Genomic DNA, 21,231 nt, shown 5'->3' on the forward strand with positions numbered 1-21,231 from the left:
GGGCCTCCCCACCCGGCGCCCTCCGCGCCCCGGAGCCGTGGGGCCGCGCGCGGGGGACCGCCCGGCGCGCGGTCGTCCGGTCGTCCGGTCGTCCGGTCGTCCGGTCGCTGACGACACCGGGGGCGGTGTCCCCGAGCGAGACGGGAGCGCCGGGCACCGGGCCGGCCTGCTCGGCGAGGGGCAGCACGCCCGGGCGGTCGCGTAGGCTCGCCCGGGTGCCGCCCGGGGCGGGGATGGCCGGGGGAACGGGGTGGGCTGGGTGTTGTCGGATCGTACGCGGGCCGAGTCGCTGCTGCGGGGCGCGGCAGCCACCTGCGAACCGCAGTTGCGGCACTGGGTCGGGCAGTTGGGCGGTGCGCTCGGGGAGGTGGCGGCGTACCACTTCGGATGGTCCGGCGGATCCCCGGCTGGGGGGCGCGGCGGCAAGAACGTCCGGGCGGCCCTGACCCTGAGCTGCGCCCGGGCGGTGGGAGGGGAGCCGGACCACGCGGCACCCGCCGCCGTGGCGGTGGAGATGGTGCACAACCTGTCGCTGCTGTATGACGACGTCCTGGACGGCGATGCGGTCCGTCGTCACCGCGCCTCCGCCTGGGAGGTGTTCGGGCCTGCCGCCGCGACCAGGTCCGCCGACGCGCTGCTGATGGTGGCGTTCGAGGTGCTCGCAGGCCCCGGCGGCGAAGCGGTCGCGGGCGGGGCAGACTCAGGCGAGGCGGTCGCGGGCGAGGCCACGGCGGCCCTGTTGGACACGCTCGTCCGGCTCGCGGTGGGTGAGGGCCTGGACGTGCTGTTCGAGGGTGAGCCGCGTATCGGACTGCCCGAGTGCCTGGAGATGGTGTCCGGCAAGACGGCGTCCCTGATCTCCTGTGCCTGCCGTCTGGGCGCCCTCTACGGCGGCGGCGCACCGGCGCAGGTCGAGGCCCTGGCCGCGTTCGGCCACGACCTGGGCATGGCGTTCCAGCTGGTGGACGACGTGCTGGGGATCTGGGGCGACGATGCGGTCACCGGAAAGCCGGTCTTCGCGGACCTGCGGGCGCGCAAGCTCTCGGTACCGGTGGTCGCCGCGATGGCCTCGGACACCGCGGCAGGTGACGAACTGGCCCGCCGCTACTCCCTGCCGGCCTCCCCGGACCGCGCCGAGGAGGCGGCGCTGGCCCTGCTGGTGGAGGAAGCCGGCGGCCGGCGCTGGACGGTGGAGCGCGCCGCCGGGCACGCGGAGGAGGCCCGGCTCCGGCTGCGGCAGCTCGCCGACGAACCGGGCACGGTACCCGGAGCCGTCGACGACCTCGACGCGCTCTGCGAACTGATCGTCACCCGGTCGTACTGAAGCGGTCCTCCCCCGCGCGGGAGGACCACGGCGGCGGGGTGTCGAGGATGTGCGCCCGGCCCTGCCGGTAGAGCGCGGCGTCCACCTCCTTCAGCCGGCGGAGCTCCTCCGCCTCGTACAGGGCGTGGACGACGGCCGGCTCGCCGCCGTGGCCGGCGGCCCGCAGCAGCGCGTTCGTCGCCGCCCGGCCGCTCTGGTTCGCGCCCTCCATCGTGGCCAGGTTGACCGGGCAGCGGACGAAGTCGCCGGCCATGAACAGGTTCACCGCGGCCGTCTCCGCCGTCGGGCGCAGCTCCCAGGAACCGGTGGTGTTGATCAGCAGGGCCTCGTCGTTGGTGGCGGGCCCGGGGCCGTCGAGGTTCCTGACGGCCGGGTCCAGGTGCCAGGAGTGGAGCAGACCCTCGTGGAGGCTCCGCCGACGCCCGTCGTCGAGGGCGTCGCTGAGCTGGGCCCAGACCTCGGCGACGACCTCGGCCCGGGTGCACTCGCGGGCCGGCTTGCCGTAGAGGATGCCGGGGGTGTCCCAGGAGGAGATGTCGACCGACAGGCAGTCGGCGACCGTCCCGTCGCCGTAGGTGGCGCGGAAGTCGGTGTCCCAGAACTGGGCCTGGCTGATGGAGGTCAGCGCCCACGGGGAGTCCTGGTAGATGACGTGGCCGCGGGTGATCGGGGTGGGTTCGGTGAGGTAGAACTGCAGGCCGACCATCCAGTCGGTACGCAGGCCCGCCGTCTTCTTGAGCTCGGGGTCGGCCTCGGCCAGGCCGCGTTCCAGCAGCGCCCCGATCCGGTCGACGGGGAGCGCGCACACGTACCAGTCGGCGTCCACATCCCGCCGCCGGGTGCCCGGGCCGCGCAGCACCGCGCCGACTACGGCGCGCCCCCGCACCCTCAGGCGCTCCACCCGCCAGCCGAGTTCGAGCCGCACCCCCAGCCGCTCCAGGTGCCGCACCCACGGGTCGATCCAGGCCGTGCTGGTCGGCGCGTTCAGGACCCGGTCGGCGGCCTGCGCCTCGCCCCGGCCCAGGAACCCGTAGCCGAAGGCCTCCAGGAACCCCCCGACGGTGTGCGCGCTGCCCACCTCCGCCCTGGCCGCCACCACCGTGCGGGTCGCCCCGACGACGCACACCTTGCGGTACTCCTCGGAGGCGCCGTCCGCGGCCGTGAAGTCCCACCAGGAGGTCCGTTCCCACTGTCCCAGCCGCCGCTCGGCGCTGCTGGTCATGTAGACCAGCATGCGGTTGGCGAAGTACAGCAGCTCCTCGTTCAGCTCGCCCTCGGCGCCCAGCCTCATGCCCCGGGCGCGGAGGATCTGCAGGGGTGTCCTCGGGCCGGTGGCCTGGGACACGTCGGCGACCGTCTCGCCGATCCGCCCCGACCGTGCGGACAGCATCTGCGGCGCTTCCCGCAGGTTGCCCTCCACGCCCGAGGACGAGCCCTCCAGGGGGATCCGCCGCATCGTGTCGGGCAGGCTCTGGTAGAAGCCGGGGAAGAACCGGAACCCGTGCTCGCTGGGCAGGTCGAGCCGCCCGCCGGTCCCCGTCCCGGGGACCGAGGCGCTACGGGCCTTGCCGCCCCACCCGGAGGGCTCCACCACGGTCACCTCGAAGCCGCGCTCCGCAAGCTCCATGGCCGCCGTCAGCCCGGCCACCCCACCACCCAGCACCACGACCGTCCGCCCCGAACCCCCCGACACCCCGCACCCCTTCCGGCCGACCACCGCTCACGGCCCCACCCGACCCGTACGGGAACGATAGGGCAGACGGTTCGTCAGCCGTCCGCCCGGCCCGCGACCGGCGGGCGCGGCGGGGTGAGTGGACGCGCTCGTGTGGGAGTGCGGGTGCCGGGGCAGGCGGGGGCGCCTCTTCCGGCCGTCAGGCCGCCGTCCCTGGTGCTCAGCGGGTGTCAGAGCTGTGTGAAAGGCTTCTTCGGACGGTTCCGGTTCGTGGGAGAGGCGACAATTGTGTTGCTGATGGGCGAGATCTGGCAGCTGCGGAAGCAGGGTGAGGTTGTCGGCGAGATCGTGATCGAGGACGTCGACTTCCCCTGGGTGTCAGGCCGGTTCCTGCCCGCTCCCGGCTTCGCCGCGGTGAAGCCGCTGTTCGATCGCGAGCTCGTGCTGGTCGAGGAGGAGGACATCGGCGAGTGGGAAGCCGTCACCGATGAGATCCGCCGGACCCTGGAGCTGGCCGCCCCGACAGGCCCGGTGGCCGAGTTCCTGCTCCATGTCGACGGTGACCGCGCCTGGTTCCGCTGGAGCGACGAGCCGTTCGAGTAGGAGACGTCGTAGTGCGCGGCCGGGCCCCTGTCCTTCTGAAATCCCGAGCCGACCTACGATCAATTCGGCTAAGCGGCGCCGCTACCGGGAACCGGCCCCGTACACGGACCTGGAGATGATCCGCGCCGCGCGAGACCCAGTGACCGCAGGACACTTTCCGCCTACGGATCCGCGAACCGTCCGACGCACGACGGGTGTGGCCGAGCGAACACGGAGGTCGAAGGCTCGGTAGCCGTCACGCCGATCAGTCCAGTCGTTTGAGGGTGTGCCGGAGCTCTCCCGTCTCCAGCAGCCCAGCGATCACATCCACCATCCCCGCTATGCCTGCGGAGCGGACGATGACGCCGTCGGGGCACGAGAAGTACCGACCGCGCAGGGCTTCTCCGGTGCCGTCCCACCGGTTCATCAGCCGGCCGACTTCGTCGACGGTCAGGATCGTCGCGCCCCACCGTGATCCGTCGGGGAGGAGGACTTCGGCATCGGTGTTGCAGACGCCGTCGAGAGCCTCGTACGGATCCGGGAGGAAGCGGACCTCGAAGTCGTCGTTGCGGACTCGATAGTAGGGGCCGTCCCATCCCGCCTCGGTGTCGGGCCGGCCAGGGTCGTCGGCCGCGTCATCGGACCCGGCACAGTCGTCGGGTGCCTGCGGGTACAGGTCCAGCGCGATGTCGAGGCCGAGGTCTCCGGCCTCTCGAAGGAGAGCGGCGGGAAGAGCGCATCCGCCCTGGCCGTTCTCACTGCCGAAGCCGAGGAACAGCTCCAGCTTGCAGTCAGCGGCCAGGTTCGCCAACGCTTCGTGCTTGCCGGCCAGACGACGGAGGAGTTCGGCCACGTGCTCCTCGGGCCACCGGTCGTTGTCCAGGCCACTCTCGAGAATCCAGACGGCGGCCTCACGCCGCTGGCTGAGCGGGTTCCGTGGACTTGAGAGGCTTCCCCGCTCGTACTCGCTGTCGGGGCTGATGCCCAGCCGCACCGAGATCTCACTCGCACAGATGGTCCAGCTGGTGATCCGCAGGGATCCGGCCGACCACTTCGAGGGCGGCATCGGCGGTAGCTCCATCGGTTCGTCAGGCACGGCGACACCATGACAGGTCACCGTGCACTTGGCCAGCAGGTTTCTTGGTAGACGCCGTCCTGACGGCGTGCGGCCGGGAGGGCCGTGACGGCGGCGGACGACGGCCCGGTGCCGTCGACGCCCCGTGGCCCGGATCAAGACGTGAGCGCCGCCGCCCCGTGCGGGTTCAGGGCGCCAGGACGACCCTCCCGAACACCTCTCCCGCGTCCATCGCGCGGTGGGCCCGGGCCGCCTCGTCCAGCGGCAGCACCTCGTGCACGACCGTGCGCAGGTCCCCGCGCGCGGCGTCGGCGAACTGGGCGGCCCGAACGGCCTGCCGGTCGGGGCCGGGCACGGTGTCGGAGCTGAAGGTGGCGAACGACAGCGACCTGCGGAAGGCGTCCATCAGGCGCATGCCGAAGTCCGCCGGAGGCTGCCCTCCGACCACACCGACGGCCACGTACCGCCCGTTGGGGTTCAACCTGTCCAGGAACCGAGGCAGTTGGGGGCCTCCCACCACGTCGACAACGACGTCGAAGCCCGCCGGTGTGTCCGGGCCGCCCTCACCCGCGCGGTCCAGGACGTACGTGGCTCCCAGGTCCTTCAGCCGCTCGCCGCGCCCGGCCGACGAGGCGGTGACCGCCACCGTACCCGCGCCGCCCCTGGCGGCAAGCTGAACCGCCGTGATCCCGATGCTGCCGGCCGCACCCCGCACGAGGACCGTCTCCCCGGCAACGAAGCGGGCCCGCTCCAGCGCGAAATGGGCGACCACCCCGGAGCCGCCGAGGGCGACCGCGTCGACGCCGGTCAGGCCGTCGGGAAGTTCGAGAACGTCGTCGACCGAGGCGACGGACTGCTCGGCGTACCCGCCGGACAGACCGGTGAACGCCCACACACGCCGCCCGATCCACTCACGGTCCACGCCCTCACCCACGGCGATGACAGGCCCCGCGGCCTCACTGCCCAGGACATGGCCCGCCCGGAAACCGTAGGCGGCGAGCGCGCCCCGGCGGATAACGGCGTCCACACCACCCACCCCGACCGCCTCCGTGGCGACCAGCACCTGCCCCGGAGCGGGGGCGGGCACGGGCAGGTCGACGACCTCCAGACCACTGGGGTCTCCGAACCTCTCGATGACGACGGCTTTCATCTCTGCTCCACGGGCCGTTGGACGGAGGGACACCGCTGCTGCGACCGTGAGGCAGCACCGCCATCGGAACGTAACGGACGGACCCGTCCGCCCGACCGAAATGAGAGACGATGACCGGCCACTTGTCTCGGGCTGCACGCTCCGACGCGCGTGACAACCGGGCCCGCATCCTGGCCGCCGCCCGCACCGTGTTCGGCGAGAGCGGCCTGGGCGCACCCATGCGCGACATCGCCCGGCACGCGGAAGTCGGCCACGCCACGCTCTACCGGCACTTCCCGACCAAGCAGGCGCTGATCGCCCAGACCTTCAGCGAGCAACGCCGGGCCTGCCGCACCGCCGTCCGCGACGCCCTCACGGACCCCGACCCGTGGCACGGATTCCGGAGCCTGATCGAGCGGATCTGCGAACTCCACGCGTACAGCCGGGGATTCGCCGACGCCTTCATAGCCGCCAATCCCGACGCCGCGGACTTCGCCGCCGACCGCGAGCAGGCCGAGCGTGCCATCGCGGAACTGGCCCGCCGCGCCCAACAGACCGGCCGGCTCCGCGCCGACTTCGTCGTCGACGACCTGATCCTCATGCTCATGGCCCACCGGGGCCTCCACGATGCCCCGGGCCCTGCCCGGCTCACGGCCTCCCGCCGCTTCGCCGCCTACGTGATCGAGGCGTTCCGCGCCGCACCCGAAACGGAAGCACCCGTACCTCTGCCGCCGGCGCCGCACCTGCGGACCCGTACACCGATGTAGGGTGGCAGCACAGTCGGCCCCCGGGCCTTCCCGACTTCTCCCGGCTCTCCGAGGTCTGAAGGGTGCGCTCACCGAATCGGTCGACGTACTTCGCCGAGAAGTTGTGCACTGTGGCCTCGGGAGGTTCCTCGCCGCGGATCCGCGCCACCTGTTGAAAGCTCGCCGGATCGGCTGTGGTGATGTCGTCGAAGCATCCTTGGACTGACGGTTACTCTGGGTAGCTACAGCGGGACCGAAGGACCGCCGCACCGCCAGGACGCGTGATTCCCGGTCGCCCCATGGCCCGCCGGGGCGCCTCGGGCGGGACGGATCCCGCTCCCGGTGCGCGTCGATCGCCCCGTTCCTCGGCCGAACCGTGACGAGAACGATAACCGGTGGGGCTGGCCCCGGCGGGTCCCCGAGCGGTTTCCTGTCGCCATGACCGATTCCGGGGCACTGTCCCGGATTATCCGGATTCCCGGGGCGTGACACATGAAACCGGTTCGTACCGATACTTCCGCAGCCGTCTACCTGCGCTGCTACCCCTTCGACCCGAGCGGGATGGGAACGCACCTGCACGCACTGCGGCACCTCGCGAACGAGCTCGGGTTCGCGCCTCCGGCCGTGTTCCTCGACAACGGCTGCCGCTCCCGGGGACCGCTTCCCGCCCTCCAGCGTCTGATCGGGCTGCTGACCGCGGGCGCCTTCCGCGCGGTGCTCGTCCCGGGCCCGTTCGTCTTCTCGCTCTCCGACCTCGAAGCGCGCTCGATCTGGTCCCAACTCACCAGTTCGGGAAACCGTGTGATCGAACTCCCGGCGTCTGCGCTGATCGCCCAATGGGGGTGGGGGCGGTGATCACGAGCTCGGATCCGGCCTGGTCCCGCTGGGTGGGGCGCACGGTCGACCTGCCCGGCGGCGGCCCCGGAATCGTCCGCATGGCCCGGCGCGAGGTCGCCGCGGACGTGCTGTGGGCCGTGGACGCACGCGGGACCGTACACCGGATCACCAGGCACCACACACCCCCGGGCCCGTGCATCCACGCCGCCCACCCACCGGCCGCCCGGCCACCTGCGCACGCGCCGCCCGCCGAACCCGGCGTGGAGTGCGCGTGAGGCGCTCGCACGGGCGGCTCGGTCGGGGCTCCTGGAACGCTCTGATTCCTGGGCGCGCACCGTGTGGGCCGGGGCAGAGGCCGACCCACCATGGGGTGGGTCGGCCTTCCGGTCATGCTGGTGGTGTTGCTGGTACCGGCATGGTCATCGTGCGGTGGCCTGTCGCTGGTAGAGGCTGATCTCAGCGGCTGAGGCGTAGCCGGCACCGTTGGCGGCTCGTGTGGTTTTCAGTCGGATGTGGCGGGTGGTGGTGTCGGGGAAGGTGATCGTCCTGACGCCTGAACCGGGCGGGAGGGTGCCGCTCGCCACGGCGGTCCAGTTGTTTCCGTCGGTGCTGGTCAGGATCTGGTAGTCGGCCATGGTGCCGTTGGTGCCGCCGTCCTGGCGCGGGAGGTAGTCGAGCCTTCCCACGGTTCGGGACCGGCCCAGGTTGATGTCGATCCAGTGCGGCATGGGGGTGATGCCGGTGCCGTACTGCGTGTGCCAGATGGTGGAGTTGTTTCCGTCGATGGCGTTGGTGGCTTGGCCGTTCTCCCGTACGGTTTCGGTGCTGTCGGCGGTGGCCGTCCAGCCGTCGCGCGGGATGGCGGTGTAGGCGGCGGTGCCGGTGGTGGGCGCGGCCTCGAACACCACCACTTCGTGTGGCTGCAGCTTGATGCCGGTCGGTGTGCCGCGTTGTGCGGTGAAGGCGGCGCGCAGGCCGTCCTTCTCGGTGAAGCGGTACGCACCCTGGGTGCCGCCGGGCAGCTCGAAGATCTGCTGAGGGTCCACCGCGAAGGTCTTCGGTGTGGCTGAGGGATTGCGCAGCATCAGCATGCCCTTGGACGTGCCGGCGGTGGAGTTCCAGGCGGCGGTGCCGTAGATGTCGCCGGCTGCTGCGTCGCCGCCGATCCAGCGGACGTCGGTGAGCAGGTCCTGGTTGGTGCGGGCCCACTTGGCGTTGGCGGCCAGGGTGTCCCAGAACCAGGCTGCTCCTGGCAGGTCGGGGCGGACCAGTGTGTTGCGGACGTAGAGTTCCTGCAGTCCCATTCCTTGTGCGAAGTAGGAGCGGATGTCGTTGGAGATCTCGTTGCGGACCGACTGCTTCGAGAGGTCGTGGTCGGCGCTGAACTGGGTGGCGCGGTCGGAGAAGATGATGCCGTGGTTCATCACGGAGGGGATGGGGAAGTGGGGGTTCTGGGTGGCGATGTTCCGGAATGTCTGGGAGTCGCGGTAGTTGACGTACTTCTCCTGGGGGGAGCCGTCGCCGGTCTGGCCCGCGTCCTCGCCGTCGCGCCAGATGGAGTCCACGTACCAGAGCCAGTAGGGGGATCCCCAGGTTCCGACGGTGGCGTTGACCCAGACGTCCTTGTTGCGGCCGCGGAGATCGGTGGTGAGATCGAGCAGGGCTTCGTAGTCGGTGAGGTAGTTGCTGTTGGGGCCGGACTGGTTGAGTCCCCCGCCGATGCCGTCGAACTTGAAGCCTCTGACGCCCTGGTTGTCCATCATGTCGAAGGCCACTGCGCGGAAGCGGGCGTAGTAGGCGGGGTCGCTGAGTTTGAACCTGCCGCCGCTGTGGGTTTCGTACTGTTGTGCGGCCGGCTTGCTCCTGTTCAGCTGGTTTCGTGCGTCCGCGCTGGTTCCGTAGCCGCCGAAGGGTGACATCCACACCGACAGCGACGCTCCGCCGTACTGGGCGGCGGCGCTCTCCTGGGGGCCGAACCCGGTGGGGAACTGGGTGGGGTCGAAGGACCAGACATTGAGGTTCGACTCGTCCGCCTTCTTGGGGGAACGCAGGTAGTCCCAGCCGTCGTCGACCCAGAAGCTGTCGATCTTGGCTCCGCGTTTGGTCAGCTCGCTGCCGAAGAGGTTGATGGCGGAGGTGAGTTCGGAGGAGTTGATGACCAGTCCCGGCGGCTTGAGGTCGAACCAGCTCTGGTAGTGCAGGAAGGTGTGGCGGCTGTGGACGCGTTCGCGTGCCAGGTAGTACTGGAAGGAGCGCCGCAGACCGCCGGCCGGGGAGACGCCGAGGGAGGCGGTGTACTCGTAGGACTTCCCGGGGGTGAGATCGCCCGCCCGGGTGAGGCCGATGGTCACGTTCGCCCCGCTGACCGTGGGCTTGGCCATGGGGTTCTCGACACCGAGGAAGAGTGTCTCCGCTCCGGGCGGGCCCGCGACCACCGGGCTGCCGTCATCGCCGCCGCCCACCCTGCTGCCGGGCAGGGTCATGTCGATCAGCTGGAGCCTGGTGACGTCGAAGGTTCCGCTGACCGGGGTGATGGTGAACCTTTGCAGGACGCTGTTCGCGCCGTCGCGCAGTTCGGCTCTCCATGTCACGTCCAGGACCTTGCCGCCCGATGTCCAGCGGAACCTCATGCCGACCGCCTTGCCGGCGACATTCTGGGACAGGCGGGCCGCAGAGGGATCGGCCGCCAGGGCGCTCAGGGTCGGGGCGGAGGTGAGTGTGGACTGGGAGGACTTGATGACGGTGGAGTCGGCGAGGGTGAACGAGAACAGTTCACCGATCGCCGCCGGCACGCTGTTGGGAGTTCCGTTCGCGGAGTTCGTGAACGAGGAGAGTGAGACCCTGCTTCCGTTCACCGCCCACGAGGCCGAAAGAGCGTTGTTCGACAGCGTGAATCCGGACGGGGACGCCGCCCCGGTGGCCGGCCCCGGTGTGACACCGGGGAAGAGCACACCCGAGGCTGACGAGTAGACGGGGTCGGACGGCATGTCGACAGCCGCCGCTTTCAGAGGGGGACCGGCAAGGGCGAGCACCAGGACCGTGCCGACCGAGGCCGCCCGCATCCCCCCACGCCATGAAGACATCATGCGAGCTCCAGAAGAGCTAGAGCGGGAGTGGGTGGGGCAACTACAGCGCCCCCGCAGGCAATCTGTCAAGAGTTGATAAAATCCAAATCATTACGAGCAACTTTGAGCAATCCACTGCGTGGTCATGCGCATTGTCGAGTTGCACCGTTCACCGGAGCCCGGCGTGGGCGACGCCTCGGTGGTACGGCCCTCCGCGGTGGGCCGTCAGGAGGACGTCGGAAGGTTCCGGCCTCCGGCGCGGACGCGCTGGGCGGGAGCCTTGCCGCAGATCCACGAAGCTCTGCCGCATCATGAACGGGTCACGGAGGGAGATTCATGCCGCAGCCTGGTCCACGGAGCGGCGGACGACGCCCCTCGGCACCTGCACTCCCCGGGCTCGCCGTGCTCAGGGGCTACCGGCGCGGCTGGCTGCGCGGTGACCTGCTGGCCGGCGGCACCGTCGCGGCGTACCTCGTGCCGCAGGTCATGGCCTACGCGGGCGTCGCGGGACTGCCACCGGTCGCAGGGCTCTGGGCGATCCTCCCGGCGCTGGCCGTGTACGCCCTCCTCGGATCCTCCCGGCTGCTGTCGGTGGGGCCCGAGTCGACGACCGCACTGATGACCGCCACCGTGGTCGGCCCGCTGGCCGGCGGGGACGCGGACCGCTACGCGGCGCTGGCCGCCACGCTCGCCGTGGTGGTCGGCGTGCTGTTCGCGCTGGCGTGGCTGGCGCGGCTGGGATTCGTCGCCGACCTCCTCTCGCGGCCGGTCCTGATCGGCTACCTGGCCGGGGTGGCGCTGATCATGATGGTGGACCAGCTGTCCAAGCTCACCGGCGTCGAGGTGGAGGGCGAGGGGTTCGGTCCGCAGCTGAACTACTTCGTGGGACACCTCTCGCAGGCGGACACCGCCACCATGGTCTTCAGCGCGGCGGCACTGCTCTTCCTCTTCGCCCTCGACCGCTTCGTTCCCCGCTTCCCCGGGCCACTGCTGGCCGTGGTCGCCGGCACCGCGGTGGTGGCGGCGTTCGGACTGCAGGACCACGGAATCGCCGTGATCGGCGAGATCCCGGCCGGGCTGCCCAGTCCCTCCCTGCCGGACCTGGGCGAGGTGCACCGCCTCGTGCTGCCCGCGCTCGGGATGCTGCTCGTCGGCTACACCGACGTGATCCTCACCGCGCGGGCCTTCGAGTCCCGCGCCGAGGGCGAGCAGCTGGACGCCAACCAGGAGCTGCTCGCCCTCGGCGGGGCCAACCTCGGCGCCGGACTCCTGCACGGCTTCCCGGTGAGCAGCAGTGCCAGCCGCACCGCGCTCGCCCAGTCGGCGGGCGGGCGCACCCAGGCGTACGCACTGACGGCCGGCGTCGCGGTGCTCGCCGTGCTGCTGTTCCTGAGCCCGCTGCTGACGTACACGCCGGCGGCCGTGCTGGGCGCGCTGGTCGTCTTCGCCGCGATCCGGATGATCGACGTGGCGGGGCTGCGCCGGCTGAAGGGGTTCCGGCGCCGGGAGTTCCTGCTGGCCGTCGGATGCCTGGTCGGGGTGCTCGCGCTCGACATCCTGTACGGGGTGCTGGTGGCCGTGGGGCTTTCGGTGGCGGAGCTGCTGAGCCGGGTGGCCCGCCCGCACGACGCCGTCCAGGGAATGGTGCCCGGTGTTCCCGGGATGCACGACATCGACGACTACCCGCAGGCGCACACGGTCCCGGGTCTGGTCGTCTACCGCTACGACTCGCCGCTGTTCTTCGCCAACGCGGAGGACTTCCGCAGCCGGGCGCTGGCCGCGGTCGCCCAGGAGGCCGGGACCGTCCGCTGGTTCGTCCTCAACGCGGAGGCCAACGTGGAGGTCGACATCACCGCGCTCGACTCGCTGGAGGCGCTCCGGGCCGAGCTGACCGGACGCGGCGTCGTCTTCGCCCTGGCCCGGGTCAAGCAGGACCTGCGGGCCGACCTGGACGCGTACGGGCTGACCGACTCCGTCGGCACGGACCGGATCTTCCCCACGCTTCCCACCGCCGTCACCGCCTACCGTGTCTGGGCCTCCGGCGGCGGCCCCGGGCCGCGGACCGCCGACCGGCCGTGAGGCGGGCGGCTGCCCGGACGGCGGCGCCCGGTTGGACAGGCCCTCCGGCCCGCCGGAGGGTGACAGGTACCGGTGCCCACCGGACGGCCGACAGGCCGGGTCGCCGTGCCGGCGTCGGCGCACCGGCACGCACCGGGCCCGGTGCCCGCACCGGACGGACGATCCGAACCCGTGACCGTGACCTGGAGGAGGCGGTGTCGGCGATGACACACAAGCAGGCCAGGCGGATCGCGAAGTTCATCGAGCCGCTACGCGTGGAACCGGGCTCACGCGTGGACCTCGCCGAGGACTTCGACCCCCGCTACAAGGCCCGGATGAAGAAGCGGGACGGCGTCGAGCTACTCCGGACCGGCGTCGGCCTGCTGGCGGAGTACCAGGCGAAGCTGGCCGCGCAGGACAGCTACGGAGTACTGCTCTGCCTCCAGGCGATCGACGCGGGCGGGAAGGACGGGACGATCCGCCACGTGATGAGCGGGGTCAACCCGCAGGGCGTCCACGTCAGCAGCTTCAAGGTGCCCTCCACCGAGGAGCTCGACCACGACTACCTGTGGCGCTACGCGCGGCGCCTGCCGGCCCGCGGGGACATCGCGATCTTCAACCGGTCGCACTACGAGGAGGTCCTCGTGGTGCGGGTCCATCCCGAGAACCTCGACCGGCAGAGGCTGCCCGGGTCGGCGAAGGGTCCGGACGTCTGGGACCGCCGCTACCGCGAGATCAACGACTGGGAGCGCTACCTCTGCGACAACGGGTTCAGGATCGTGAAGATCTTCCTGAACCTCTCCGAGGAGGAGCAGCGCACACGCTTCCTGAAGCGGATCGACCTGCCGGAGAAGAACTGGAAGTTCTCCGCGGCGGACCTGCGGGAGCGCGAGCGCTGGGACGACTACCAGCACGCCTTCTCCGAGATGCTCTCCGCCACGAGTACGCCGTGGGCGCCGTGGTATGTCGTGCCGGCCGACCGCAAGTGGTTCGCGCGCATCTGCGCCGCCGCGGTCCTCGCGCACACGCTGATGGAGATCGACCCCCGGTACCCGACCGTCGGCAAGAAGGCCCGCAAGGAACTGCGGGCCGCCAAAAGGCTCCTGGAGCAGCAGGCCCCCGAAGGCGCCGAGCGCGACCCGTACGAGGCCGAGCACCGTGACTGAACGCCGGAGGGGCCTCGCCTCCGCGACGAACGGGATGGTTCGGAGGTACGGACATGGCGCCGCAAGCTGACCGGTCCGACACGGGCCCGGCCATGCGGCCCTGGTACGCGACACCGCCGGACGAGGTGGCGGCACGGCTCGGCGTGGATCCGGAGGTCGGACTGCCCGCGGCCCGGGCTGCGGAACTGCTGGCCGCGGACGGCCCGAACGCGCTGCCGGAGGAGAGTGCGCGGCCGGGCTGGCTGCGATTCCTCGACCAGTACCGCAGCTACATGCAGATCATCCTGGTCGCCTCCGCCGTGGTGGCGCTGGCGATCAAGGAGTGGAGCACCGCGGTCCTGCTGATCGTCCTGACGCTGTTCAACGCGGTCGTCGGCCTGAGGCAGGAGGGCAAGGCCGAGAGCGCGATGAACGCGCTGCGGTCGATGATGAAGACCACCGCCCGGGTCCGGCGGGACGGGGCCGAGGCGGAGATCCCCGCCGAACAGCTGGTGGTCGGCGACGTCGTGCTCATCGCCGCCGGCAACACCGTCCCCGCGGACGGGCGGATCGTCCGGGCCAGTTCGCTGCAGATCGACGAGTCTGCGCTGACGGGCGAGAGCGTGCCGGCGGTGAAGGGAGCGGGAACCCTGACGGGCGACCGGCTCGGCCCGGGCGACCAGTCCACCATGGCGTTCATGAACACCCCGGTCACCCACGGCAGCGGTGTGCTGATCATCACCGGCACGGGCGCCGGGACGGAGCTCGGCAAGATCGCCGGGATGCTCTCGGCGACCGAGAAGGAGCAGACGCCGCTCACCCGGGAGCTGAACACCCTGACGCTGTGGATCGCGGCGGCGGCCGGCCTGACCATGGTCGTGATGTTCGCCCTCGGCCGCAGCCGCGACCAGGCCTGGGACGCCCTGTTCGTCAGCGCCGTGTCGCTGGCCATCGCCGCCATCCCCGAGGCCCTGCCCACCGTCACCCAGGTGATCCTCTCCGTGGGCAGCCTGAACCTCGCCAAGCGCAACGCCATCGTCAAGGAACTGCCGTCCGTGGAGACCCTGGGCTTCACCTCGGCCATCAACTCCGACAAGACCGGCACCCTGACGATGAACCAGATGACCGTCGTCGAGGTCCTCACCCCCACCGACCGCTACACGGTCTCGGGCAGCGGCTACGGCCTGGAGGGACGGATCCACCACGCGGCCGGATCCTCGGCGGGCGTCGAGGAGGCCGTCCTGCCGTACCTGATCGCCAGCGACGCCAGGCTGGTGGACGGCACGGTGGTCGGCGACCCGACCGAGGGTGCGCTGCTCGTCCTCGGCCACAAGGCAGGCCTGGACATCGACGCGACCCGGGAGCGCTACCCCAGGCTCGCCACACTGCCCTTCGACCCCGAGTACAAGCTGATGGCCACCTTCACCTCGGCCGTGGACGCGACGGGCCGGCCAGTCGTGCGCTGCTTCGTCAAGGGAGCCGCGCCGGCCGTCATGGCCCGCGCCGGCACCGCGCTCGCCGACGGCCGGACCGTCCCGTGGCACGGCGCGCCGAGCGCCCGTGCCGACGCGGCGTCCGAACGGATGGGGGGCGAGGGCCGCCGGGTGATGGCAGCGGCCGAGCGCGATCTCGACCCGGCGGAGTTCGACGCGAACGGGGATCTGCTCGCACTCGTCACCGATCTGCGGATGACCAGCCTGGTCGGCATGGTCGACCCGCCCCGCGCGGAGTCGAGGGACGCCGTGGCCAGCGCCCAGGCCGCCCACATCCGGGTCCGCATGGTGACCGGCGACGACGTCACCACCGGGGAGGCCATCGCGCGGCAGCTCGGCATCCCCGGCGCCGCGATCCTCGGAGCGGACTTCGCCGCGATGCCGGAGCACGAACGGCTCGCCCGGATCGACGACATCGGGGTGGTCGGCCGCGTCGCGCCCGAACACAAGGTCCTGCTCGCCGACACGCTCAAGAAGAAGGGCGACGTCGTCGCGATGACCGGCGACGGCGTCAACGACGCACCCGCCATCAAGGCCGCCGACATCGGCATCGCCATGGGCAGCGGCACCGACGTGGCCAAGAACGCCGGCCGGATGATCCTCTCCGACGACAACTTCGCCACCATCGTGTACGCCGTCGAGGAGGGGCGCAAGCTCTACGACAACCTCACCAAGTACATCCGGTTCGTCCTGATGCTCCTGGTCACCTTCGTCCTGACCTTCCTCGGAGCGACGGTCTTCAACATCGCCGCCGGCGAACCGTTCACCCCGCCGCAGGTGCTGTGGATCCACTTCGTCGTCAACGCGCCCTTCGGCTTCGCCCTCGGTTTCGACCTGGCCAGCCCCGGCCTGATGCGGCGCACCCCGCGCCCGCGCGGCGAATCGCTGCTCACCCGGTCCGTCATGCTCACCGTCGGACTCAGCGGACTCGCCGTCACCGTGGCCCTGCTCCTGCTGATCAAACTGGGTGAACACCACTACGGAAGCCTGAAGACCGGCAGCTCGATCGCCTTCACCGCGTTCGCGCTCTGCCTGATCGTGGCGGCGTACGAATGCCGCAGCGAACGCGCCACCGTCCTGAGCACCAGCACCTTCGACAGCAGGCCGATGAACCTGGCGGCCCTGGGCGAATTCGTCCTCGCGGTCCTGGTGACACAGACGGACGCCTTCCGGCGCATCCTCGGCACGACCGAGCTCACCCTCGCCCAGTTCGGCTGGGCGCTGCTCGCCCCCCTCGCCCTGCTGTTCCTGTGGGAGCTGGGCAAGGTCGCGGCCCGGCGGGGCCGGTCCGCACTGTGACACCAGGCCGGGGCCGGCGTTGCCCGTTCTGCCGTCACCGGCAGACATCCCGTCCCCGCCCGGCGAGTACGGCCTCCGCCACGTCGGCCATCGCGCGGGCGTGGCTGTCCTGCTTCGCCCTGTCCGTCGGAAGCAGATCCATGTTCTCGTACACGAAAGAGCCCGCCACCCGGGTGCGGTCGTCGGAGCAGTACTCGATCGCCGACGACCCACTGGAGCTGACTACCGTACGTCCGACCAGGTCTTCCAGGGACAGGTCACTCTCGGGCTGGTCGCGTTCGACTCCGGTCATCTCGAACATCGAGATCGAGAGGGCCTCCTGACCGTCCACCGTGATCTGGCAGGACCAGCGGATCCGCCCCTCGTCGCCCCGCGGTTCCACCGCCCATTCCCCCAGGCCGGGACGACCGGGCGGCAACAGGGTGCTCAGCGGAGTGCCGGCCGCCCGTTCCAACCCGCAGATCGACTGCTCGACCACCGACTCGTCCTCACCGAGCACCAACACTGTCGCCACAAGGGCCGCCGACAGCGCGGCGGCGCCGCCGAGCAGCCACCAACGCCCCCAGCGCCTGCCCGCAGGGCTCTCGGGCGCCGCGACCGGCCCGGCGGCCTCCGTCGGCCTGATCTCCGCATCCGATCCCGCAGGATCGGACTCGCTTGCCTCGTTCATCGGTCATCCCTCGCCCCGGGTCGCACCCGAACATCCGTACTGATCATGATTCTGGCAGCGAGAGCGTAGCGTTCTCCCGGCGTCAGGCCAGGTCAGGCAGCGACCCTGAGCTCCTGACGCGCTCGGTGGACGAACTCCCGAACGGCCGTCTCCCGGCGCCAGGGGGCGAGGGCGGCGGTGAACTCGCGGACGTAGTCCAGAGCCCGGGAGGACTGCACGCGGGCAAGGATCTCGACGGCCTGGTTTCCGAGCGCGAGGCCTTGGTCGAGGTTGCGGCCCTGGAGATGGGCGGCCCCCACGATGGCCAGACGCATCCCCACTGAGCGGGTGAACACGCCCGGCTGCATGGCTGCGGCCTGCGCGTTCCAGACAAGAGCCTCCTTCGGCCTCCCCAGGTCGCGGAAGACCTCGGCGGCGTCCGCCGAGAGCCGGGCGTGGTGATAGAAGTCGATCCAAGCCGGTTCGTCGGCGCCGCCGCGGGCCTGGTCGAGAAGCGTCTCGGAGGCGGTCAGCGCGGCGGAAGCCGCCTTGGCGTTGCTGTCCCGGGCATGGGCCCGGGCCTCGATGAGCTTGGTGAAGGCCAGCACCCTGGGGGCGGCCTGGCCCTTGGCACGCTGGAAGGCGCCCTGAGTCATGTCGATGGCCTCGCTGGCGAAACCCCGCAGCAAGGTCTGCATCGCCATGGTCGTCAGCACATAGCAGCCGAGCTCGATGTCACCGCCGGCCCGCGCGAGACGGAGGGCCTGGATGAAGTGCCGTTGGGCGGCGTCGTGCTGGCCGACGTCGAAGGCGGTCCAGCCGGCCAGACGGGACAACTCGGCGGTCACCGAGAACAGCTCGCGACCCACCCCGTCGCTGAACGAACCGTTCAGCAGCGGCACCGCGCGTTCCTGCAGGCAGGCCGTGACGGAGTTGGCCTTCCAGTTCCCGCCGCCATACTTCGAGTCCCACCGCCGAGCGTCATCGGCAGCCTCCCGCAGCTCGGCGAGGTCCGCGGCACCGACCCTGCCGCGGCCTCGGTGGGCGGCAGCGTCATCGGCGGGCGTGACCAGCCAGCGGGTGACCGGGGTGGTGAACGCGGAGACGGCGAAGCCCGTTCCGGTGAGGAAGTCGCGGCGGTCCACAGTGCTCCAGAACGAAGTGGCGACGCGCACGGCGTCGGCGGGGTCTCGCGGGAAATCCAACCCCACCGCGGAGTCCGGTGTCTCCGCATCCGCCATACCGATCTCCGCCAACTGCACAGGCCGGCCGAGGCGTTCGCTGATGGCCTGGGCCAGGAGCTTGGGCACCGGCCACTCGGGGACCATGCCGCGGCGGCACCAGTTCGCGACCGAGGTATGCGTATATGTCGTGGTCAGCCCGGCTTCGCGGGCGAGCTGGTTCACGCGGAGGGCCAGCGACTTGTTGCTGGCGCCCTCGCACTTGTCGATCATCCGGGCCAGAGCGCCGTTCGGCGGCTTGGCCCGGCGCGTGGTCGACGCCACAGCGTCCCCCTCAATCGGTCCCCGACTGGGCACGGGGAGTCGTACTCGACCGGGCACGAGAATTCGTACACCCGGCACCTGACGCCGGATCACCGAGGGTATTGCCTTCGCTGCACGCAGTGAACCGCTTTCGCGAGTTGTGAGCCCCCCTGCGAGCCCTGCCCCGGCCTGACCGGACGCGGTTGTCTGATGCCCCGGGCGTCCGCCGGACCGGGCCACAGACCCTCCGGCGGGGGCCTCCACCGATTCACGCTCGGGGGTGACAACCAGATGTGCGGACTCGCAGGACTGGCCGGCGCTGACGCCGTCCGCCACCACACGACCGTCGCCGCGATGGGGCTCGCTCAGCACCACCGCGGCCCCGACGGCACCCGCCACCTCACCTCGGCCGACGGCCGGGCGGTGCTGTCCATGAACACCCTGCTGATCGTCGACACCACCGCCCAGCCCGGCCCCTACCAGGACCCGGCCAGCGGTGTCGTCCTCACCTTCAACGGCGAGATCTACAACTACCGTCAGGCGGCAGCCGGTTGGGGCATCCAGCTGGAGGCGGGCGAGACGGACGCCCACCTGGTCCTGCGGGCCTGGGTCAAGCTCGGCCCCGGCTGCCTGGCCGGCCTGGACGGCATGTTCGCGGTCGCCGCCTACGACCCCCGTGAGGGCCGGCTCTTCCTCGCCCGGGACCGGCTCGGCGAGAAGCCCCTCTACTGGCGCTTGGACGGTGGCCGCCTCGCGTTCGCCTCCGAGGTCACCACCCTGACCGGCTACGGCACCGCACCCCTGGTCGTCCGACCGGAGATGCTGTCCATCGAGACGCCGACCGGCGTCGACACCCCGTTCCAAGGTATCCAGCTCCTGCCGCCGGCCGGCCTGCTGGCCTTCGAGATCGCCACCGGATCGCTCGTCCAGCGGACCTGGTGGCAGTTGGAGGGCCTGGAGCCCTGGAAGGGCGACTACCGCACGGCACTCGCCCGGTTCTCGACCCTGTTGGCCGATAGCGTCCCCCTGCGAGCCCCCGGCTCGGACTTCGCACTCCTGCTCTCGGGCGGGTTGGACTCCTCGGTGCTGGCCTACCTGATGCGGCCGCAGGTCTGCGTCACGGTCCGCTACCAGGGCCAGGACCGGCTGGACGAGTCCGCGACGGCGGCCGTCGTCGCGCGGGACATCGGCGCCGAGCTGGTCGTCATCGAGCCGACCGCCGCCGACTTCGCCCGCTGCCTGCCGGAGATCATGCACGCGCTGGACTACCCGATGGGCAACGCAGCCACCTTCTCCGAGCACATGGCCTACCGGGCGATCGCCGAGCGAGGGCTCCGGGTCGTGGTCGGGGGGCTGGGTCCGGACGAGTTCCTGATGGGCTACGTCCGCCACGCGCTCGTCCTGTTCGGTCCACAGGCGGTGCTGGACGCCGGGCTGGAGGCCTACCGGCCGCTGGCCTCCAAGCTCCTGAACGCGGCGGGCGGCCCGCTGGATCCGGCCGAGGCGATCGTGAAGCTGATCCTGCGGGGCTCGGACCCGGACGGGCGCATGCGCGAGGTCGTTGCCGACGCGCTCCGGCGGGCTGGCGGGGACTTGGCGCGCGGGCTAACGCTGGCGGACCTGGCCACCGCCTGGCGCCCGCTGGTGATGACGAGCGACAAGCTGGCGTCGGCGTTCGCGCTGGAGCGGCGCTCGCCCTTCCTGGCCCGGGACCTGGTCGAATTCTGCTACCGGCTGCCGGTCGAGCACAAGATTGGTGACCCGGCGGCCGGCAAGCGGATCCTGCGGGACGCCGCGAAGGCGCTCGGGCTTCCGCCGGAGGTCTGGGGCAGCCGGGACAAGCTCGGTTTCGCCTCCCCGGTCCCGAGCTGGCTGACCGGCCCACTGGAGCCCTGGGCGACCGCCCAGATCAGTGCCGCCCTGAACCAGGCGCCGCGCTCGCTGCGACCGCTGCTGGCCGGCGGCCTGAGGCCCGGCGGGCGGTTCGACCGCACTCGGATGCAGTCGCTGATGGCGGCCGCCTGGTTCAACGACCAGCCGGTGGAGACAGCGGCATGACGGCCCGTCGGCTCACTACGGTGAGGGGATGGACTCCCAGACTCTCCCCGACGAGCCGTCCGCCGCCGAACCGCGCGGAGCGGTCGCGATCATCACCAACGGGCGCGGCGAACTCCTCCTGCACCTGCGCGACGACATCACCGGCATCGCCTGGCCCGGCCACTGGAGCCTGCTGGGCGGCGGCTGCGACCCCGGCGAGGACCAGGCCATCGCGATCGTCCGCGAACTCGACGAAGAGGCGGGCCTGGCCGTCGACGACCTGGAAGAGCTCTTCGAGACGAAGGACACCGTCGGCTCCGGCCAGATCATCACCTTCTTCGCCGCCTCCTGGGACGGCGACGAACAGGCGCTGCCCCTCGCGGAGGGCGTCAAGCTCCAGTTCTTCGCCCCCGAGCACCTGCCCGTCCTGACCGTCCCGCCGTTCATCCGCCACGGCATCCACCGCTACCTCGCCGCCCGGCCCGCCTGACGCCCCGCCCTTCAGAGGGTCGGGGGCGCCGGCCGGGCGGCCCCACCCCTTCCGGAAGACATCTCGCGTGCTTAACAAGTCAAGCCGCCTCGGCAAGAGCCGCTGAGAGAGAGGAGGTGAATGCATGCTGTTCGTCGAAGAGCTGC

General features: G+C 71.1%; 16 protein-coding genes. 10 read left to right on the plus strand and 6 right to left on the minus strand.

The window, feature by feature from the left end; all coding sequences use genetic code 11:
• Positions 1-262: 262 nt before the first annotated feature.
• Positions 263-1,324: a polyprenyl synthetase family protein gene (locus ACFWOG_RS28390; protein WP_380361555.1), complete on the plus strand. Its 1,062-nt coding sequence runs from the start codon at positions 263-265 to the stop codon at positions 1,322-1,324.
• Here the strand turns inward: ACFWOG_RS28390 and ACFWOG_RS28395 are convergent.
• Complete coding sequence (locus tag ACFWOG_RS28395; RefSeq protein WP_380361557.1) at positions 1,308-3,017, minus strand: FAD-dependent oxidoreductase; 1,710 nt, start codon at positions 3,015-3,017, stop codon at positions 1,308-1,310. The genes ACFWOG_RS28390 and ACFWOG_RS28395 overlap by 17 nt on opposite strands.
• A gap of 276 nt (positions 3,018-3,293) precedes the next feature.
• Here ACFWOG_RS28395 and ACFWOG_RS28400 point away from each other — a divergent pair, with 276 nt between their 5' ends.
• Positions 3,294-3,599, plus strand: coding sequence for a hypothetical protein (locus ACFWOG_RS28400; RefSeq protein ID WP_380361559.1), 306 nt, complete (start codon positions 3,294-3,296; stop codon positions 3,597-3,599).
• A gap of 244 nt (positions 3,600-3,843) precedes the next feature.
• Here the strand turns inward: ACFWOG_RS28400 and ACFWOG_RS28405 are convergent, their stop codons facing one another.
• Both ACFWOG_RS28405 and ACFWOG_RS28410 read right to left on the minus strand, forming a co-directional pair.
• Entirely contained in the window at positions 3,844-4,674 is an 831-nt protein-coding gene (locus tag ACFWOG_RS28405) for a DUF4279 domain-containing protein (protein ID WP_380361561.1), read from the minus strand.
• 166 nt (positions 4,675-4,840) lie between these two features.
• Entirely contained in the window at positions 4,841-5,803 is a 963-nt protein-coding gene (locus ACFWOG_RS28410; RefSeq protein ID WP_355403370.1) for a zinc-binding dehydrogenase, read from the minus strand.
• Positions 5,804-5,913: 110 nt separating this feature from the next.
• Between ACFWOG_RS28410 and ACFWOG_RS28415 the strand changes: the two genes are divergently transcribed.
• The 3 genes from ACFWOG_RS28415 (at position 5,914) to ACFWOG_RS28425 (ending at position 7,640) form a co-directional block, all read left to right on the plus strand.
• A complete protein-coding gene (locus tag ACFWOG_RS28415; RefSeq protein ID WP_380361564.1) occupies positions 5,914-6,549 on the plus strand; it encodes a TetR/AcrR family transcriptional regulator in 636 nt (211 codons plus the stop codon).
• Between the two features lie 471 nt (positions 6,550-7,020).
• Positions 7,021-7,383 (plus strand): hypothetical protein, encoded by a 363-nt coding sequence (locus ACFWOG_RS28420; RefSeq protein ID WP_329952428.1) that lies wholly within the window; start codon positions 7,021-7,023, stop codon positions 7,381-7,383.
• Positions 7,380-7,640, plus strand: a complete 261-nt coding sequence (locus tag ACFWOG_RS28425) for a hypothetical protein (protein ID WP_380361566.1) — start codon at positions 7,380-7,382, stop codon at positions 7,638-7,640. Before ACFWOG_RS28420 ends, ACFWOG_RS28425 begins: the two co-directional genes overlap by 4 nt.
• A 144-nt stretch (positions 7,641-7,784) precedes the next feature.
• Here the strand turns inward: ACFWOG_RS28425 and ACFWOG_RS28430 are convergent, their stop codons facing one another.
• On the minus strand, positions 7,785-10,157 hold the full coding sequence (locus ACFWOG_RS28430) for a discoidin domain-containing protein (RefSeq protein WP_380361568.1): 2,373 nt from the start codon (positions 10,155-10,157) through the stop codon (positions 7,785-7,787).
• Positions 10,158-10,766: 609 nt separating this feature from the next.
• Between ACFWOG_RS28430 and ACFWOG_RS28435 the strand changes: the two genes are divergently transcribed.
• The 3 genes from ACFWOG_RS28435 (at position 10,767) to ACFWOG_RS28445 (ending at position 16,425) form a co-directional block, all read left to right on the plus strand.
• Positions 10,767-12,509, plus strand: coding sequence for a SulP family inorganic anion transporter (locus ACFWOG_RS28435; protein ID WP_380361570.1), 1,743 nt, complete (start codon positions 10,767-10,769; stop codon positions 12,507-12,509).
• 203 nt (positions 12,510-12,712) lie between these two features.
• Positions 12,713-13,654: a polyphosphate kinase 2 family protein gene (locus ACFWOG_RS28440; protein ID WP_329883509.1), complete on the plus strand. Its 942-nt coding sequence runs from the start codon at positions 12,713-12,715 to the stop codon at positions 13,652-13,654.
• Between the two features lie 53 nt (positions 13,655-13,707).
• Positions 13,708-16,425 carry a cation-translocating P-type ATPase gene (locus tag ACFWOG_RS28445; RefSeq protein WP_380361573.1) on the plus strand — a complete coding sequence of 906 codons (2,718 nt, stop codon included), beginning with the start codon at positions 13,708-13,710 and terminating at the stop codon, positions 16,423-16,425.
• A 34-nt stretch (positions 16,426-16,459) separates the two neighbouring features.
• On the opposite strand, the gene ACFWOG_RS28450 is transcribed toward ACFWOG_RS28445, so the two are convergent.
• Together ACFWOG_RS28450 and ACFWOG_RS28455 are read right to left on the minus strand one after the other, a co-directional pair.
• Complete coding sequence (locus ACFWOG_RS28450) at positions 16,460-17,095, minus strand: hypothetical protein (protein WP_380361575.1); 636 nt, start codon at positions 17,093-17,095, stop codon at positions 16,460-16,462.
• A 92-nt stretch (positions 17,096-17,187) separates the two neighbouring features.
• Positions 17,188-18,579 carry a sporulation protein gene (locus ACFWOG_RS28455; protein WP_380361577.1) on the minus strand — a complete coding sequence of 464 codons (1,392 nt, stop codon included), beginning with the start codon at positions 18,577-18,579 and terminating at the stop codon, positions 17,188-17,190.
• A gap of 270 nt (positions 18,580-18,849) precedes the next feature.
• Here ACFWOG_RS28455 and ACFWOG_RS28460 point away from each other — a divergent pair, with 270 nt between their 5' ends.
• Entirely contained in the window at positions 18,850-20,616 is a 1,767-nt protein-coding gene (locus ACFWOG_RS28460; protein ID WP_380361579.1) for an asparagine synthetase B family protein, read from the plus strand.
• A gap of 28 nt (positions 20,617-20,644) precedes the next feature.
• Positions 20,645-21,085, plus strand: coding sequence for an NUDIX domain-containing protein (locus ACFWOG_RS28465; RefSeq protein ID WP_380361581.1), 441 nt, complete (start codon positions 20,645-20,647; stop codon positions 21,083-21,085).
• Positions 21,086-21,231 lie beyond the last annotated feature (146 nt).

It is taken from the genome of Kitasatospora sp. NPDC058406 (assembly GCF_042722765.1).
Classification (GTDB): Bacteria; Actinomycetota; Actinomycetes; order Streptomycetales; family Streptomycetaceae; genus Kitasatospora.